The 16,390-nt window shown below is 61.3% G+C and carries 15 protein-coding genes; 5 read left to right on the plus strand and 10 right to left on the minus strand.

Annotation, left to right across the window (positions count from 1 at the left end):
* Window positions 1-15: 15 nt before the first annotated feature.
* Window positions 16-774: a Nif3-like dinuclear metal center hexameric protein gene (locus tag ACF8FG_RS04460; RefSeq protein ID WP_014592299.1), complete on the minus strand. Its 759-nt coding sequence runs from the start codon at window positions 772-774 to the stop codon at window positions 16-18.
* A gap of 168 nt (window positions 775-942) precedes the next feature.
* Here ACF8FG_RS04460 and algW point away from each other — a divergent pair, with 168 nt between their 5' ends.
* Complete coding sequence (gene algW, locus ACF8FG_RS04465) at window positions 943-2,103, plus strand: Do family serine endopeptidase AlgW (RefSeq protein WP_014592300.1); 1,161 nt, start codon at window positions 943-945, stop codon at window positions 2,101-2,103.
* Between the two features lie 40 nt (window positions 2,104-2,143).
* On the opposite strand, the gene ACF8FG_RS04470 is transcribed toward algW, so the two are convergent.
* From ACF8FG_RS04470 to ACF8FG_RS04485, 4 genes are all read right to left on the minus strand, one after another.
* Window positions 2,144-2,908, minus strand: coding sequence for an amino acid ABC transporter ATP-binding protein (locus ACF8FG_RS04470; protein ID WP_003251792.1), 765 nt, complete (start codon window positions 2,906-2,908; stop codon window positions 2,144-2,146).
* A gap of 10 nt (window positions 2,909-2,918) precedes the next feature.
* A complete protein-coding gene (locus tag ACF8FG_RS04475; protein ID WP_010952426.1) occupies window positions 2,919-4,016 on the minus strand; it encodes an amino acid ABC transporter permease in 1,098 nt (365 codons plus the stop codon).
* A 10-nt stretch (window positions 4,017-4,026) separates the two neighbouring features.
* On the minus strand, window positions 4,027-5,205 hold the full coding sequence (locus tag ACF8FG_RS04480; protein WP_135199065.1) for an amino acid ABC transporter permease: 1,179 nt from the start codon (window positions 5,203-5,205) through the stop codon (window positions 4,027-4,029).
* Window positions 5,206-5,272: 67 nt separating this feature from the next.
* Complete coding sequence (locus ACF8FG_RS04485; RefSeq protein WP_003251785.1) at window positions 5,273-6,301, minus strand: amino acid ABC transporter substrate-binding protein; 1,029 nt, start codon at window positions 6,299-6,301, stop codon at window positions 5,273-5,275.
* A gap of 332 nt (window positions 6,302-6,633) precedes the next feature.
* On the opposite strand from ACF8FG_RS04485, the gene ACF8FG_RS04490 reads away from it, so the two are divergent.
* A complete protein-coding gene (locus tag ACF8FG_RS04490) occupies window positions 6,634-7,290 on the plus strand; it encodes an alpha/beta hydrolase (RefSeq protein WP_012053666.1) in 657 nt (218 codons plus the stop codon).
* A 100-nt stretch (window positions 7,291-7,390) separates the two neighbouring features.
* Window positions 7,391-8,833, plus strand: coding sequence for an ATP-dependent RNA helicase RhlB (gene rhlB, locus ACF8FG_RS04495; RefSeq protein ID WP_019439214.1), 1,443 nt, complete (start codon window positions 7,391-7,393; stop codon window positions 8,831-8,833).
* Window positions 8,834-9,142: 309 nt separating this feature from the next.
* On the opposite strand, the gene moaE is transcribed toward rhlB, so the two are convergent.
* From moaE to ACF8FG_RS04520, 5 genes are all read right to left on the minus strand, one after another.
* A complete protein-coding gene (gene moaE, locus ACF8FG_RS04500) occupies window positions 9,143-9,589 on the minus strand; it encodes a molybdopterin synthase catalytic subunit MoaE (protein WP_070384329.1) in 447 nt (148 codons plus the stop codon).
* 2 nt (window positions 9,590-9,591) lie between these two features.
* A complete protein-coding gene (gene moaD, locus ACF8FG_RS04505) occupies window positions 9,592-9,837 on the minus strand; it encodes a molybdopterin converting factor subunit 1 (RefSeq protein ID WP_047604399.1) in 246 nt (81 codons plus the stop codon).
* Entirely contained in the window at window positions 9,837-10,307 is a 471-nt protein-coding gene (gene moaC / locus ACF8FG_RS04510) for a cyclic pyranopterin monophosphate synthase MoaC (RefSeq protein WP_003251775.1), read from the minus strand. Before moaC ends, moaD begins: the two co-directional genes overlap by 1 nt.
* A 195-nt stretch (window positions 10,308-10,502) precedes the next feature.
* On the minus strand, window positions 10,503-11,897 hold the full coding sequence (locus ACF8FG_RS04515) for a PhoH family protein (RefSeq protein ID WP_003251772.1): 1,395 nt from the start codon (window positions 11,895-11,897) through the stop codon (window positions 10,503-10,505).
* A 281-nt stretch (window positions 11,898-12,178) separates the two neighbouring features.
* The gene (locus ACF8FG_RS04520) at window positions 12,179-13,306 is read right to left on the minus strand and encodes a polysaccharide deacetylase family protein (protein WP_318077606.1); all 1,128 of its coding nucleotides are present in this window, start codon (window positions 13,304-13,306) and stop codon (window positions 12,179-12,181) included.
* Between the two features lie 137 nt (window positions 13,307-13,443).
* On the opposite strand from ACF8FG_RS04520, the gene yaaA reads away from it, so the two are divergent.
* The gene (yaaA, locus tag ACF8FG_RS04525; protein ID WP_318077608.1) at window positions 13,444-14,223 is read left to right on the plus strand and encodes a peroxide stress protein YaaA; all 780 of its coding nucleotides are present in this window, start codon (window positions 13,444-13,446) and stop codon (window positions 14,221-14,223) included.
* Window positions 14,224-15,066: 843 nt separating this feature from the next.
* Window positions 15,067-16,383, plus strand: coding sequence for a nucleotide sugar dehydrogenase (locus ACF8FG_RS04530; protein WP_004577139.1), 1,317 nt, complete (start codon window positions 15,067-15,069; stop codon window positions 16,381-16,383).
* The last annotated feature ends 7 nt before the right edge of the window (window positions 16,384-16,390 follow it).

The raw sequence follows: 16,390 nt of genomic DNA on the forward strand, positions 1-16,390 counted from the left end.
AGGCCGGCCCTGCCATCAGATGGGATTCGGGCAATCGATGAACAGGTGCTCCACGGCAAACCGTCGTGCCAGGTAATCGCCCAGCGCCTGCACCCCGTAGCGCTCAGTGGCATGGTGCCCGGCAGCAATGAAGCTGACGCCATTCTCGCGCGCACTGTGGTAGGTCTGCTCGGACGCCTCGCCGGTCAGGTACAGGTCGACCCCGGCGGCAATCGCCGTGTCGATATAGCCCTGCCCGCCGCCGGTGCACCAGCCCACCCGGCGGATCATTTGATCGCCTTCGACCAGCAACGGCTCACGCCCCAGCACCTCTTGCACCCGCCGGGCAAAATCGCGCGCGGTCATGGATTCGGCGAGCGAACCGATCAGCCCGACCACCTTGGGGTTTTCCGGGTCAAGTGGCCCTTCGACAGTGATCTCCAGTTGCCGCGCCAGCTGCACGTTATTGCCCACTTCCGGGTGCACGTCCAAGGGCAGGTGGAACGCCAACAGGCTGATATCGTTATTCAGCAAGGTCTTCAGGCGACGCTGGCGAATGCCGGTGATGCACGGGTTCTCGCCCTTCCAGAAATAACCATGATGCACCAGCACCAGATCGGCCTCGGCCTCGACTGCGGCATCCAGCAATGCCTGGCTGGCGGTAACACCACTGACAATGCGGCTGACCTGCGGCCGGCCTTCGACCTGCAGGCCATTTGGGCAATAATCCTGGATCTTCGCGCTGCCCAGGTAACGCTCGGCTTCCTCGACCAGGGTGTTTAGAGCGACGGCCATGAAAATCTCCTCGAAAACTGCGCTTTTCTCGGGCGCAACGCCTGACGAACGCCCGTATAATGCCGGCCATTATGGGCCGTCGCTGTCACTGGGGGAACCGGTGTATGATCGCGCGCGCTCATGCCCCACTGCCAGGCCGCTGGCCCCTGCTCTTTCCAGGATTCGTTCATGTTCAAGGCTTTGCGTTACTTCGGCTGGCCCCTGCTTACCGGCATACTGATCGCCATGCTGATCATCCAGCGTTTTCCGCAATGGGTCGGGCTGCCCAGCCAGGACGTCAACCTGCAACAAGCGCCACAGACCACGCGGATCATGCAAGGCCCGGTGTCGTACGCCGACGCCGTGACCCTGGCCGCCCCGGCGGTGGCCAACCTGTACACCACCAAGGTGGTGAACAAAAGCGCCCACCCGCTGTTCGAAGACCCGCAGTTCCGCCGCTTCTTCGGCGATAACCTGCCCAAACAGCGCCGCTGGGAATCAAGCCTGGGTTCGGCGGTAATCATGAGCCCAGAGGGCTACCTGCTGACCAACAACCATGTTACCAGCGGCGCCGACCAGATCGTCGTAGCCCTGAAGGATGGCCGCGAAACCCTGGCCCGCGTGATCGGCAGCGACCCGGAAACCGACCTGGCGGTGCTGAAGATCGACTTGAAGAACCTGCCGGCGATCACCATCGGCCGTTCCGACACCATTCACATCGGCGACGTGTCGCTGGCCATCGGTAACCCGTTCGGCGTCGGCCAGACTGTGACCATGGGCATCATCAGCGCCACTGGCCGCAACCAGCTGGGGCTGAACAACTACGAGGACTTCATCCAGACCGACGCGGCGATCAACCCGGGCAACTCCGGTGGTGCGCTGGTGGATGCCAATGGCAACCTGATCGGCATCAATACCGCGATCTTCTCCAAGTCCGGTGGCTCGCAGGGCATCGGCTTCGCCATCCCGGTAAAACTGGCACTGGAGGTGATGAAGTCGATCGTCGAACACGGCCAGGTGATCCGTGGCTGGCTGGGTATCGAAGTGCAGCCACTGAGCCAGGAGCTGGCAGAATCGTTCGGCATGAAGGACCGTCCAGGCATCGTGGTGGCGGGTATCTTCCGCGAAGGGCCAGCGGCCAAGGCCGGGTTGCACCTGGGTGACGTGATCCTGAGCATCAATGGCGAGCCGGCCGGCGACGGGCGCAAGTCGATGAACCAGGTAGCGCGGATCAAACCCAACGAGAAGATCACCATCGAGGTGATGCGCAACGGGCAACAGTTGAAGCTGATCGCCGAGGTGGGGCTGCGGCCGCCACCGGCGCCGGCTGCCAGCCAGGAAGAGAAATAAACCCAGGGCCGCGAAGGGCTGCCGCGCAGCCCAAACAGCATCAATGCAGGATCTGGCTGAGGAACAACTTGGTCCGGTCACTGCGCGGCCGGTCGAAGAAGTCATCCGGCGCGGCCTGCTCCACAATCTCGCCCTTGTCCATGAAGATAACCCGGTTCGCCACGGTACGGGCAAAGCCCATTTCGTGGGTCACGCAGAGCATGGTCATGCCATCCTCGGCCAGGCCCACCATGGTATCGAGCACTTCCTTGACCATTTCCGGGTCCAGTGCCGAGGTCGGTTCGTCGAACAGCATGATCTTGGGCTTCATGCACAACGCGCGGGCAATGGCCACACGCTGCTGCTGGCCGCCAGACAACTGGCCAGGGTACTTGTGTGCCTGCTCCGGAATCCGCACACGCTCCAGGTAGTGCATGGCAATTTCCTCGGCCTTGCGCCGTGGCATCTTGCGCACCCACATCGGCGCCAGGGTGCAGTTCTCCAGAATGCTCAGGTGCGGGAACAGGTTGAAGTGCTGGAACACCATGCCCACCTCGCGGCGGATGGCCTCGATCTGCTTGAGGTCGTTGGTCAGCTCCACGCCATCGACCACGATGCGCCCTTGCTGGTGCTCTTCCAGGCGGTTAAGGCAGCGGATGGTGGTGGACTTGCCCGAGCCGGACGGGCCGCACAGCACGATGCGTTCGCCCTGGCGCACGTTCAGGTTGATGTCCTTGAGCACATGGAACTGCCCGTACCACTTGTTCACACCCTGCATCTGGATGATGCCTTCGGGGCCAGCAGGCTGCTTGATCGCTTCACTCATTTCGAAACTCCTAACGCTTGTGGCCAGTGTCCAGCTTGCGCTCCAGATGCATGGAGTAGCGGGACATACCGAAACAGAAAATCCAGAACACCAGGGCGGCGAACACGTAGCCCTCGGTGGCCATGCCCAACCAGGCCGGGTCTGCGGCTGCTTGCTTGACGCTGTTGAGCAGGTCGAACAGGCCGATGATGATCACCAGGCTGGTGTCCTTGAACAGGGCAATGAAGGTGTTGACGATGCCGGGGATCACAAGCTTCAGCGCCTGCGGCAAGATCACCAGCCCCATCGAGCGCCAGTAGCCAAGGCCCATGGCCGCGGCGGCTTCGTACTGGCCCTTGGGGATGGCCTGCAGGCCGCCGCGCACCACCTCGGCGATGTACGCCGACTGGAACAGGATCACACCGATCATCGCCCGCAGCAGCTTGTCGAAGCTCATGCCTTCCGGCAGGAACAACGGCAGCATCACCGACGACATGAACAGCACGGTGATCAGCGGTACGCCGCGCCAGAACTCGATGAAGGTCACACACACCACCTTCACGGCCGGCATCCTCGAACGCCGGCCCAGGGCCAGCAGGATGCCCAAAGGCAAGGCGCCGACAATGCCCACGGTGGCGATCACCAGGGTCAGCATCAGCCCGCCCCACTGGCTGGTCGGTACGCTCTCAAGGCCCAGATACCCCCCATGCAGCAGGGTATAGGCCAGTACCGGGTACAGCACCAGGAAGCCCAGGCCGTAGAAGGCTTTGCGCGGGAAACGCTTGATGAACAGCGGCGCGGCGCCGAGCACGGCAAGCCACACGGTCAGGTCCACACGCCAGCGCAGCTCAGTTGGGTAATAGCCGTACATGAACTGGCCAAAGCGCTGCTGCACGAACACCCAGCAGGCGCCTTCCTTGGTGCAATCGGCGCGCGTGGTGCCAACCCAGTTGGCATCGATCAACGCCCACTGCAGTAACGGCGGCACGATCAGCCACACCAGGTAAATGGCGAACAGGGTCAACAGCGTGTTGAGCCAGCTGGAGAACAGATTGGCACGCATCCATGCGAGCACGCCGACGGTTTTCACCGGTGGCGGCATATCGGGTTTGAAAACATGGGCATTCACGGGCGTATCCTCACCGCTCGATCAGCGCAATGCGCTTGTTGTACCAGTTCATCAGCAGCGAAATGCTGATGCTGATGGCGAGATAGACACTCATGGTGATGGCGATCACCTCGATGGCCTGGCCGGTCTGATTGAGCACGGTGCCGGCGAACAGCGAGACCATCTCCGGGTAGCCGATACCGGCCGCCAGCGAAGAGTTCTTCGCCAGGTTCAGGTATTGGCTGGTCAGCGGCGGAATGATCACCCGCAGCGCCTGAGGGATGATCACCTTGCGCAGGGTCGGGCCCTCGCGCAGGCCCAGCGAGCGCGCGGCTTCGGTCTGGCCATGGCTGACCGAACGGATGCCGGAACGCACGATTTCGGCGATGAAGGCTGCCGTATAGATAGTCAGCGCCAGGGTCAGCGCCAGCAGCTCGGGGATCAGCACCCAGCCCCCGACGAAGTTGAAGCCCTTGAGCTGCGGCATGTCCCAAGTTACCGGGCTGCCGAACAAGAGCACGCTCAGGCTCGGAATAGCGATGAACAGCAGCAGCCCCGCCCAGAACTTGTGGAACGGCACGCCCGTCTCGTTGAAACGCTTGTTGGCGTAGCGCACCATCAGGGCAATAGCGACAATGGCCAGCGCCAAAGCCACCACAAATGGCCAGAAGCCATCAGCCATGGACGCGCCAGGCATGTTCAAGCCACGGTTGCTGATGAAGAACATGTCATCGATATTGATGCTGCCCCGCGGTCCCGGCAGGGTCAGGAACACGGCGAAGTACCAGAACAGGATCTGCAACAACGGCGGAATGTTACGGAAGGTTTCCACATACACGGTTGCCAGTTTGCTGATCATCCAGTTCGGTGACAGGCGCGCTATACCAATGATGAAGCCCAGAATCGTCGCCAGGATGACGCCGATGAACGTGACCAGCAGGGTATTGAGCAGGCCGATGACGAACACCCGCGCATAACTGTCGGACTCCACATAGGGGATCAGATGCTGGGCGATGCCGAAGCCGGCACTGCGATCGAGGAAGTCGAAGCCCGAGGTGATGCCCCGGTGTTGCAGGTTGGTTTGCGTGTTGTGGAACAGGTACCAGCCCAGGCCGATCACGAAGACGATCGTGAGGATCTGGAACAACCACGCGCGCACACGCGGATCGTTAAGGGACAAGCCCTTGGGTGCGCCGATTTGATTTTGCATGAAGTGCCCCGGACAGTAGGGATTCGAACAGCCTGCGGCGGCGGAATGCCGCCGCAGGGTGCAGCCATCAGCGCACTGGAGGCGCGTACTGGATGCCGCCGTTGTTCCACAGGGCGTTCATGCCACGGTCGATCTTCAAGTCAGTGCTCTGGCCCAGGTTCTTCTCGAACACTTCGCCATAGTTACCCACTTGCTTGACGATCTGCACTACCCAGTCTTTGGGCAGTTTGAGGTCCTTGCCATACTCGCCATCCGCGCCCAGCAGTCGGGCGACATCCGGATTCTTGGTGGCCTTGGCCTCGGCCTCGACGTTCTTGGAAGTGATGCCCGCTTCTTCGGCATTGAGCATGGCGAACAGGGTCCACTTGACGATGCTGAACCACTCCTCGTCGCCTTTACGCACTACCGGGCCCAGCGGCTCCTTGGAGATGGTTTCCGGCAACACCACGTAGTCGGTCGGCGCGGCCAGTTTGGAGCGCTGGGCGAACAGCTGCGATTTGTCCGAAGTCAGCACGTCGCAACGGCCCGACTCCAGCGATTTGGCGCTCTCGTCAGAGGTGTCGAAGGTGATCGGGGTGTACTTCAGGCCATTGGCACGGAAGAAGTCCGACACGTTCAGCTCGGTGGTGGTACCGGCCTGGATGCAGATGGTCGCGCCATCGAGCTCTTTGGCGCTGGAAACGCCAAGCTTCTTGTTGACCAGGAAGCCGACGCCGTCATAGTAGGTGACACCCGCGAACACCAGGCCCATGCCGGCATCGCGCGAGCTGGTCCAGGTGGTGTTACGCGACAGTACGTCGACCTCGCCCGACTGCAGGGCAGTGAAGCGTTCCTTGGCGTTGAGCTGGCTGAACTTGACCTTGGTGGCATCACCGAACACGGCGGCGGCCACGGCGCGGCAGACATCGGCATCGATGCCGACGATCTTGCCCTGCGCATCAGGTACCGAGAAGCCTGGAAGACCGTCGCTCACGCCACACTGGACGAAGCCCTTCTTCTTTACCGCATCGAGGGTGGCGCCGGCCTGGGCAGTGCTCACGGCGCCCAGCGCGGCGGCAGCGGTCAGGACTGCCAGGGTGGTTTTCAACATCTTCATTCACAACCTCCAAATCGCTCTTGTTGTATCGAGCCGGAATTGCACCGCACCCTTTTGAGGCGTATCCGACCCGTATTGGCTTGTTATTGGGTCAATTGGCGCAATGGACTGTTCTGTGACAGCCTTCGCGTGCAGAGGGTGTTACCGTCACGGCCTGCCCTTTGCATCACAGATTGAGTTGCAAACCGCGTACCAAATTTTCTGGCTGTAGCGTTTAAGCGCTCGTCAAGTAGGAAAAGTTGTATCGTTGCGACATTCTTTTTCCGACAATCATTTCCGGTGCTTTCTTTTCACGCACGCCATAACAAGACCCGCACACTTTCGGAGCAGTCATGACCAACCCGCTGATTCTCGAACCACAGAAAACCGCTGACGCCTGTGTGATCTGGTTGCACGGTCTGGGGGCCGACCGTTACGACTTCCTACCTGTGGCCGAATTCATGCAGGAGCGCTTGCTCAGCACACGCTTCATCATGCCCCAGGCACCGACCCGCCCCGTGACCATCAACGGCGGCTATGCCATGCCCAGCTGGTATGACATCAAGGCCATGACCCCGGCCCGTGCCATCGACGAAGCGCAGCTGGAAGAATCTGCCGAGCAGGTGGTTGCGCTGATCAAGGCCGAGCAGGCCAAAGGCATCAACCTGTCGCGGATCTTCCTGGCCGGCTTCTCCCAGGGCGGCGCGGTGGTGCTGCACACTGCCTATATAAAGTGGCAGGAAGCACTGGGCGGGGTGATCGCCCTGTCCACCTATGCCCCCACCTTCAATGACCAGCACCAGTTGAGTGCCTGCCAGCAGCGCACACCGGCCCTGTGCCTGCATGGTGTGCATGACCCGGTGGTAATACCGTCCATGGGCCGTACCGCCTTCGAGTACCTGAACACCTGGGGCGTCGCTGCCCGCTGGTACGAATACCCGATGGAACACGAAGTGGTGGTCGAAGAACTGAACGATATCCACGACTGGCTGAGCAAGCAGCTGCAATAGGCAGCCTCGCTTGTAGTTGTGGGCGTATTCCGCTACGCCGCGCCCGGATCTTGCATTACACTGCCCGGCGTACATTCCTTAATCAGTTGATGAGACGACCGTGCTCAAAGCACTCAGAAAAATATTCGGCAAGGGAGAGGCCACACCACAAGCCGCCGCTCCTGCTGCCAGCGTGACGCCGGAAGCCCAGCCCGCGACCAAACCGGCTGCACCACAGGCCAACCCCGCCCCCAAGGCTGAGCAACCTGCCGCCGCTACGCCACCTGCCGAACAACCGGCCAAGGACAAACCGCGCCGCGAACGCAAGCCCAAGCCGCAGGCCAGCCTGTGGAAGCCCGAAGACTTCGTGGTCGAGCCACAGGAAGGCAAAACCCGCTTCCACGACTTCAAGCTGTCCAACGAGCTGATGCACGCCATCCACGACCTGGGCTTCCCGTACTGCACGCCGATCCAGGCGCAGGTCCTGGGTTACACCCTGCGTGGCCAGGACGCCATCGGCCGGGCCCAGACGGGCACCGGCAAGACGGCCGCCTTCCTGATCTCGATCATTTCCCAGTTACAGCAGACGCCACCGCCTAAAGAGCGCTACATGGGCGAGCCGCGCGCGCTGATCATCGCCCCCACCCGCGAGCTGGTGGTGCAGATCGCCAAGGACGCCGCTGCCCTGACCAAGTACACCGGCCTGAACGTGATGAGCTTCGTCGGTGGCATGGACTTCGACAAGCAGCTCAAAGCCCTGGAAGCGCGCCACTGCGATATTCTGGTGGCCACCCCGGGCCGCCTGCTGGACTTCAACCAGCGTGGCGAAGTGCACCTGGACATGGTCGAGGTGATGGTGCTTGACGAAGCCGACCGCATGCTCGACATGGGCTTCATCCCCCAGGTCCGCCAAATCATTCGTCAGACACCGCCGAAAAGCGAGCGCCAGACCCTGCTGTTCTCCGCCACCTTCACCGACGATGTGATGAACCTGGCCAAGCAGTGGACCACCAACCCGGCCATCGTCGAGATCGAGCCGGAGAACGTGGCCAGCGAAACGGTGGAGCAGCATGTGTATGCGGTGGCCGGCAGCGACAAGTACAAACTGCTGTATAACCTGGTGACCCAAAACAAGTGGGAACGGGTGATGGTGTTCGCCAACCGCAAGGACGAAGTGCGGCGCATCGAGGAAAAGCTGGTACGCGACGGTATCAATGCGGCCCAGCTGTCGGGCGACGTGCCGCAGCACAAGCGCATCCGAACCCTGGAGAGCTTCCGCGAAGGGCGCATCACCGTGCTGGTGGCCACCGACGTGGCCGGGCGCGGGATCCATATCGATGGCATCAGCCACGTGATCAACTTCACCCTGCCGGAAGACCCTGACGACTACGTGCACCGCATTGGCCGTACCGGCCGTGCCGGCACCAGTGGTGTGTCGATCAGCTTTGCCGGTGAAGATGACTCGTATCAGTTGCCGGCGATCGAAGCGCTGCTGGGGCGCAAGATCAAGTGCGAGATGCCGCCGGATGAACTGCTCAAGCCGGTGCCGCGCAAGCACCACTGACCTTCAGCGGGCTCCCTGCGCGCTGGGAGCAACTGTCTTGCTCAATTTCTAAAAGCTGGCGCGGTCCACCCTGTGGGAGCGGCCTTGTGTCGCGATTGGGCCGCGCAGCGGCCCCGGGATTTCGGCTTTGATGCGGAGTTGTCGGGGGCCGCTACGCGGCCCTTTCGCGACACAAGGTCCCCCTGTAGGAGCGGGTTTACCCGCGAATACGGTAGTGGCGGCAACGGTGAACGGCGGGTGGAGATTGGCCAGCAGGGCCGGCCCTTTCGCGGGTAAACCCGCTCCTACAGGCGACCGCTGGCGCCTTGATTACCAGCGCCCCGCCGCATCCTGGTCACTCTGCTTCCCCTCCACCCACCTTGGCCCTTCCTGGGTATTCTCCTTTTTCCAGAACGGCGCCCGGGTCTTCAGGTAGTCCATGATGAAGTTGCAGGCATCGAACGCCGCCTGCCGATGGGCACTGGCCACCCCCACGAACACAATCGGTTCGCCCGGCTCCAGCGCACCGATGCGGTGCAGCACCTCCACCTTCAATAGCGGCCAACGCTGCTCGGCCTCGACCACGATCTTGGCCAGGGCCTTTTCGGTCATGCCCGGATAGTGTTCGAGGAACATCCCCGCCACTTCGCGGCCATCGTTGAAATCCCGCACATAGCCGACAAAACCGACCACCGCGCCCACGCCCACATTGGCTGCATGCATGGCATTGGTCTCAGCCCCCGGGTCGAACGCGCCTTCCTGCACTCGCACAGCCATGTTCAGCCTCCGGTCACCGGCGGGAAGAACGCCACTTCATCGCCCTCTTCCAGCGGTTCATCGAGCTTGCACAGCTCTTCGTTGCGCGCGCACATCAGGTTCTGCTCGGCCAGCACTTCATACTGCCCGCCCTTGGCAACCAAGGCCTGGCGCACATCATCGAGCACCTTGAACGCACCCTCCACCCGCTCGGCATCCACGCCCAACAGTTCGCGGTAACGGGCGAAATACATCACATTGACCTTCATCACGCCTCCACCTTGTAGTGGCCACTCTTGCCGCCGAGTTTTTCCAGCAGGCGCACCTGCTCGATGACCATACCTTTATCCACAGCCTTGCACATGTCATAGATCGTCAGCGCGGCCACGCTGGCGGCGGTCAGCGCCTCCATCTCCACACCGGTCTGCCCGGCCAGCTTGCAGCGGGCGACGATGCGCACGGCATCCTGCCCCTCGGCGCTGAGCTCGACCTTGACGCTGGTGAGCATCAGCGGGTGGCACAGCGGGATCAGGTCGCTGGTTTTTTTCGCCGCCTGTATCCCGGCAATGCGCGCCACGGCGAACACGTCACCCTTGGGGTGTTCACCGTCGACGATCATCTGCAAGGTCTGCGGCAACATGCGCACCCGCGCCTCGGCGGTAGCCTCGCGCTCGGTCACGGCCTTTTCAGTGACGTCGACCATGTTGGCCCGCCCCTGGGAATCAAGATGTGTCAGCACTGCTCTGCTCCTGTGAAGGGATTTCGCAGTGTAAACCTGTGGGTCAGGTTTGAGCAGAGGTATGTGTCGGCAGGTTTGGCCTCTTCGCGGGCACGCCCGCTCCCACAGGAGCTCCATGGCCTCGAATCAAGTGGAGATCCTGTGAACGGGCGTGTCCACGAAGAGGCCGGGCAGTAATCTGCCCGGCTACAGGGTTTACAAATGAGACTCGGCGTACTCGGCCAGCACCGAGCGAGGCACGCCCTGCAGGGTGATGTGCACGCCATGGGGGAAGTCCTTGAAGCGCTCGGTCAGGTAGGTCAGGCCCGAGCTGGTCGCGGACAGGTAGGGGGTGTCGATCTGCGCCAGGTTACCCAGGCAGACCACCTTGGAGCCGGAGCCGGCACGGGTGATGATGGTTTTCATCTGGTGCGGCGTCAGGTTCTGGCACTCGTCAATCAGGATCAGGCTCTGCTGGAAGCTACGGCCACGGATGTAGTTCAGCGACTTGAACTGCAGCGGCACGCGCTCAAGGATGTATTCGACGCTGCCATGGGTGCTTTCGTCATCCATGTGCAAGGCTTCGAGGTTGTCGGTGATGGCGCCCAGCCACGGCTCCATCTTCTCTGCTTCGGTACCCGGCAGGAAGCCAATCTCCTGGTCCAGCCCCTGCACGCTGCGGGTGGCGATGATGCGCCGGTAGCGCTTGCTGACCATGGTTTGCTCGATGGCCGCAGCCAGCGCCAGGATGGTTTTACCGGAGCCGGCGGCGCCGGTCAGGTTCACCAGGTGGATATCCGGGTCCAGCAGGGCGAACAGCGCCAGGCTCTGGTGAATGTCGCGTGGTTTCAGGCCCCAGGCTTCCTGGTGCAGCAACGGTTCCTGGTGCAGGTCGAGCAGCAGCAGTTCGTCGTCACGAATGCCCTTGATCCACCCGACGAAGCCCTGCTCATCGATGATGAACTCGTTGACGTGCACGGCTGGCAGGTTGTCGATCATCTGCACCCGATGCCAGGTGCGGCCGCGCTCCTGGCGGGTATCGACCTTGCTCACGCGGTCCCAGAACGAGCCGGTGACCGAATGGTAGCCCTTGGACAGCAAGGACACGTCATCGACCAGTTGGTCGGTGCTGTAGTCCTCAGCCGCTATACCGCAAGCGCGCGCCTTCAGGCGCATGTTGATGTCTTTGGTGACCAGCACGACGTCCAGGTCGGTGCGCCGGGCCCGGACTTCGAGCAACTGGTTGATGATGATGTTGTCGTTGAGGTTTTCCGGCAGCAGCTTGTTCGGCTCGTTGCGCGGGGTCATCAGGATGGACAGGAACCCCTTGGGGCCGCTCTTGTTGCGCTGGATCGGTACGCCCTGCTCGACATCGCTGGGCGAAGCGTCACCGAGGGTCTGGTCTATCAGGCGGATGGCCTGGCGGCATTCGGCGGCGATACTCTGTTTGCCGGTCTTGAGCTTGTCGAGTTCCTCCAGCACCGTCATCGGGATGGCGACATGGTGCTCCTCGAAGTTCAGTAACGCGTTAGGGTCGTGAATCAGGACGTTGGTATCGAGCACATACAGGATTGGCTTGCTGGAGGAAGGGTTGCGTCCTTGGTCATCCATACTCGGTCACCTTATGTCGAAGCCACACGGCGTGGTCTGTTACGCCGCAGAGTGACTGCCGCTGTCCCCGTATCCGCGTTGTTACGGGCGGGAAGCGAACCTGGCTAGGTGGGCCTGGATGACGCCACCTGTGCTGCAGGAATCGGCTGTCTGGTTTCTTCATACCGCAAAAACCATGACCGAAAAAAGCACTTTTACGTATTTTTGAAGTTTATTTTTCCGATTGACGAAGAGGCCTTGGCGCCAGCGTCAGAGGGGACTACGCTCAAAAGTCATACCCTCTATTCGCGGTATCCATATTCCCGGCAATCCTCCCAGCCGATGCCGCTTTGCGCGGTATTGCGCAGCAGCCAATCCACCGCCGGCTGCGCCTTGGGAAGGCTGTCATGAAACTGGATCACGCCCTTGCGCCACAACAACATCAGGGTCAATACGCGCTGTGCGGATGCCTCTGCGCTCAATGCACCGTCATCCTGGGCATCAATGTCCCACAACGATACCCGCAACTGCTGGCGGGCCATGAACGCCTCGCCGTCAGCCCGGCGCTGGCCATAAGGTGGGCGGAACAGCGGCACATACTGCTCGGGCAGATCAGCCTGCACCCGCGCCTGGCTGCGCCGCAGCGAATCCTGCCAGTCGGTCCACTGCGCATGGGAGCGGTACTCCCACCCCTGGATACCCACGCACTGCCCGTCATAGAGCTGGCGCAAGGCGTTTGCCGCCGCGCCATCACGGCGTTGCTGCAAGCGGTTACCGAGCGTGAAGAACGTGCCTTCGAGCTTTTGCCGGCGCAGGTAATCGGTGAGTAGATCCGTACTGCCCCCCTCGGGCCCGGGCCCGCCGACAAAGGTCAGCAGGAACATGCGGTCGTTCAGTTCGTCACCCTTGCGCTCACGCGAAGACAACCGCTCAATTTCGCTGCTGGTCTGCGGCAGCAACGCCGCCTTGCGCAGTTGCTCGTCCAAGTAGCGGACATGGAACTGATGGCTCGGCTCGATCCAGCGGGTATAGAACGCACCGACATCAGCAGCGAACGTCGCCGCTTGTGTACGCAACTCCGCCATGGACGTAACCGGGTAACAGAATGATGCATCCTGCTCACAACTGCGCTGCGCCTGTTGATACCCCTCCCACAACCGCTGCCACATGCGCGCCCGAACCTGGCGCACCTTCTGCAGGTTGATCTGCCGCAGCCCCAGCCGGGCCGCCAGGCTTGCGTCATCCAGCAACTCGCTTTCGTGCAGCACTTGGGCGAACGAAAGGATCTCTGCCCGAGAGGCCACATCGAACAGCGCCGGGCTGTCCAGCTGTTCGGGCCACAGGCTGCGGTCGAGGCTGACCTGGTGTGAAGGGGCGGCTTGCACGGCCAGGCTCAGCAGGCCGGCCAGCAAGGCAGAAGCAATGCGCACAGTGGAAGGCTCCGCAACGGCAAAACGCGAACTATAGCGCCTGCACCGACCATGGTCTGTGACTATCGTCGCCATAGTTTGGACTTGCACCGCCCACCCCGTAGAATCCTCGGCCAACGATGCCAGGAGCCGACCCGATGCTGACGGTGATTTCCCCCGCCAAGACCCTCGACTACGACACCCCGCCAGTGACCGAGCGTTTCACCCTGCCCCAGTACCTGGATGACTCCCAGGCACTGATCCAGCAGCTTCGCGAACTGTCGCCGGCGCAGATCAGCGAGCTGATGCACCTGTCCGACAAGCTCGCCGGCCTGAATGCTGCGCGCTTTGGCAGCTGGACCCCAGACTTCACCCCGGCCAATGCCAAGCAGGCGCTGCTGGCGTTCAAGGGTGATGTGTACACCGGCCTCGATGCCGAGACCCTGAGTGAGGGCGACTTCAGCTACGCTCAGGACCATCTGCGCATGCTCTCGGGCCTGTATGGCCTGCTGCGCCCGCTCGACCTGATGCAGCCCTACCGCCTGGAGATGGGCACCAAGCTGGCCAACGCCCGCGGCAAGGACCTGTACGCCTTCTGGGGCACGCGCATCAGCGAATGGCTGAACCAGGCCCTGGTCGACCAAGGCGATGACGTGCTGTTGAACCTGGCCAGCAACGAGTATTTCAGTGCAGTGAAACGCAGTGCACTGAAGGCCCGGGTGATCAACGTCGACTTCAAGGACCAGAAAAACGGCCAGTACAAGATCATCAGCTTCTACGCCAAGAAAGCCCGCGGCATGATGAGCCGCTTCGTCATCCAGCAGCGCATCAGCACCCCGGAACAGCTCAAGCAGTTTGATGCTCAGGGGTACTACTACAGTGCCGAGCAGTCCAGGCCGGACCATTTGGTGTTCCTGCGCGATCACCCCTCGGAGTGAACCTGGAACGCCCCCTTCACAGCCAAACCCGCTCTTACAGGTAATGCGCTACCTGTAAGAGCGGGTTCACCCGCGAAGAGGCCAGCAGCCCATACCCCCTCTCTGCCCTGCAACAGGGCACGCTGCAAACCGCCATAACGCCATTAATCCGACGCCAGAAATCCAGCACACCCACCTTTATCGCCAAACGACATAAGACCGTTCATACCTTTTTTGACGAATTCTGAAAAAAAATTTCAGATGCTGGCATAAAAATATCTCGCAACAGTTACGCCCTTGATACACCGGGGCGAAACACCCGCGTGCTATCAAATTGAAACTGTCCGCAACTGAATAAATATTTAGAAATCTTTCATTCGAGCGAAACCGGCTCAGGAACTTCTCCCAAAGCCAATCGCTCATAGTGCCGTAACGATTTTCCTGCCTACGGGCTGTGAGAGATGACTTACAGATGACAACGGTGGGCATCCACTGCCCGCCATAAGAAATTCGACAGGTATCACGGAACCCTCCGAAGACCTTGTCCATGCAGGAGAGACGCGTCCCTTACAAATCGTCCTAGTGGTTGATTTCAAAGGATTTATTCACTTGAAAAAACAAGCACAGCAACGCGCCAAGTAGCGCATTGCAATAAAGACGGCTGCATTTCAGGGCACGTTTTTTAATGAATGGCTATTGAATGCCAACTTTGAGCGCATAACTTTTTGCGTTCCGGATTTATTTTGCCTGCGCTCGGCGAAGTGTGCATTCGCCATGGATCCGTGCGCCCGAAAACTGTTGTTAATCAACCCAGCCCGGCTCTCTGCGGAGGCGTCGGCGTGATAAACACATGAGGTGATAGCGATGCGTATCAGCATCTTTGGTTTGGGTTATGTGGGTGCAGTCTGTGCAGGCTGCCTGACGGCGCGTGGCCATGAAGTGATCGGTGTGGACGTGTCCAGCACCAAGATCGACCTGATCAACCAGGGCAAGTCGCCCATCGTCGAACCTGGCCTGGAAGCACTGCTGCAACAGGGCATCGCCAATGGCCGCCTGCGCGGTACTACCGACTTCGCCGAAGCCATCCGTGCCAGCGATGTATCGATGATCTGCGTGGGCACCCCCAGCAAGAAAAACGGCGACCTGGGCCTGGAGTACATCGAATCCGTGTGCCGCGAAATCGGCTACGTGCTGCGTGACACCACCCGCCGTCACACCATCGTGGTGCGCAGCACCGTACTGCCTGGCACGGTCAAGAACGTGGTCATCCCGATCCTCGAAGACTGCTCGGGCAAGAAGGCCGGCGTCGACTTCGGTGTGGCGGTCAACCCGGAATTCCTGCGTGAAAGCACCGCCATCAAGGACTACGACCAGCCACCGATGACGGTCATCGGCGAACTGGACAGCGCCAGCGGTGACATCCTCCAGGCCCTGTACGAAGAACTCGACGCCCCGGTCATCCGCAAGCCGATCGAAGTGGCTGAGATGATCAAGTACACCTGCAACGTATGGCACGCCACCAAGGTCACCTTCGCCAACGAAATCGGCAACATCGCCAAGGCCGTGGGCGTCGATGGCCGCGAAGTGATGGACGTGGTCTGCCAGGACAAGGTCCTCAACCTGTCCCAGTACTACATGCGCCCTGGCTTCGCCTTCGGCGGCTCTTGCCTGCCCAAGGACGTACGCGCCCTCACCTACCGCGCCGCCAGCCTCGATGTCCGTGCACCGCTGCTCGACTCGCTGATGCGCAGCAACGAATCGCAGGTGCAGAACGCCTTCGAGCTGATCGAAGCCCACGACAAACGCAAGGTCGCCCTGCTGGGCCTGAGTTTCAAGGCCGGCACCGACGACCTGCGCGAAAGCCCGCTGGTGGAACTGGCCGAGCGCCTGATCGGCAAGGGCTACCAGCTGGACATCTACGACGAGAACGTCCAGTACGCCCGTGTTCACGGCGCCAACAAGGACTACATCGAGTCGAAGATCCCGCACGTGTCGTCGCTGCTCAACGCCAACCTGCAGCAGGTGATCGACAACGCCGACATCATCGTCCTCGGCAACCGTGACGAGCAGTTCCGTGCGCTGGCCCTGCAAGCGCCAGCCGGCAAGCAGGTGATCGACCTGGTCGGCTTCATGAACAAACCGACCAGCACCACCGCCCGTACCGAAGGCATCTGCTGGTAAGTGCCCG

The organism is Pseudomonas sp. YQ_6 (assembly GCF_043103245.1).
In the GTDB taxonomy this organism is placed as follows: Bacteria; Pseudomonadota; Gammaproteobacteria; order Pseudomonadales; family Pseudomonadaceae; genus Aquipseudomonas; species Aquipseudomonas alloputida.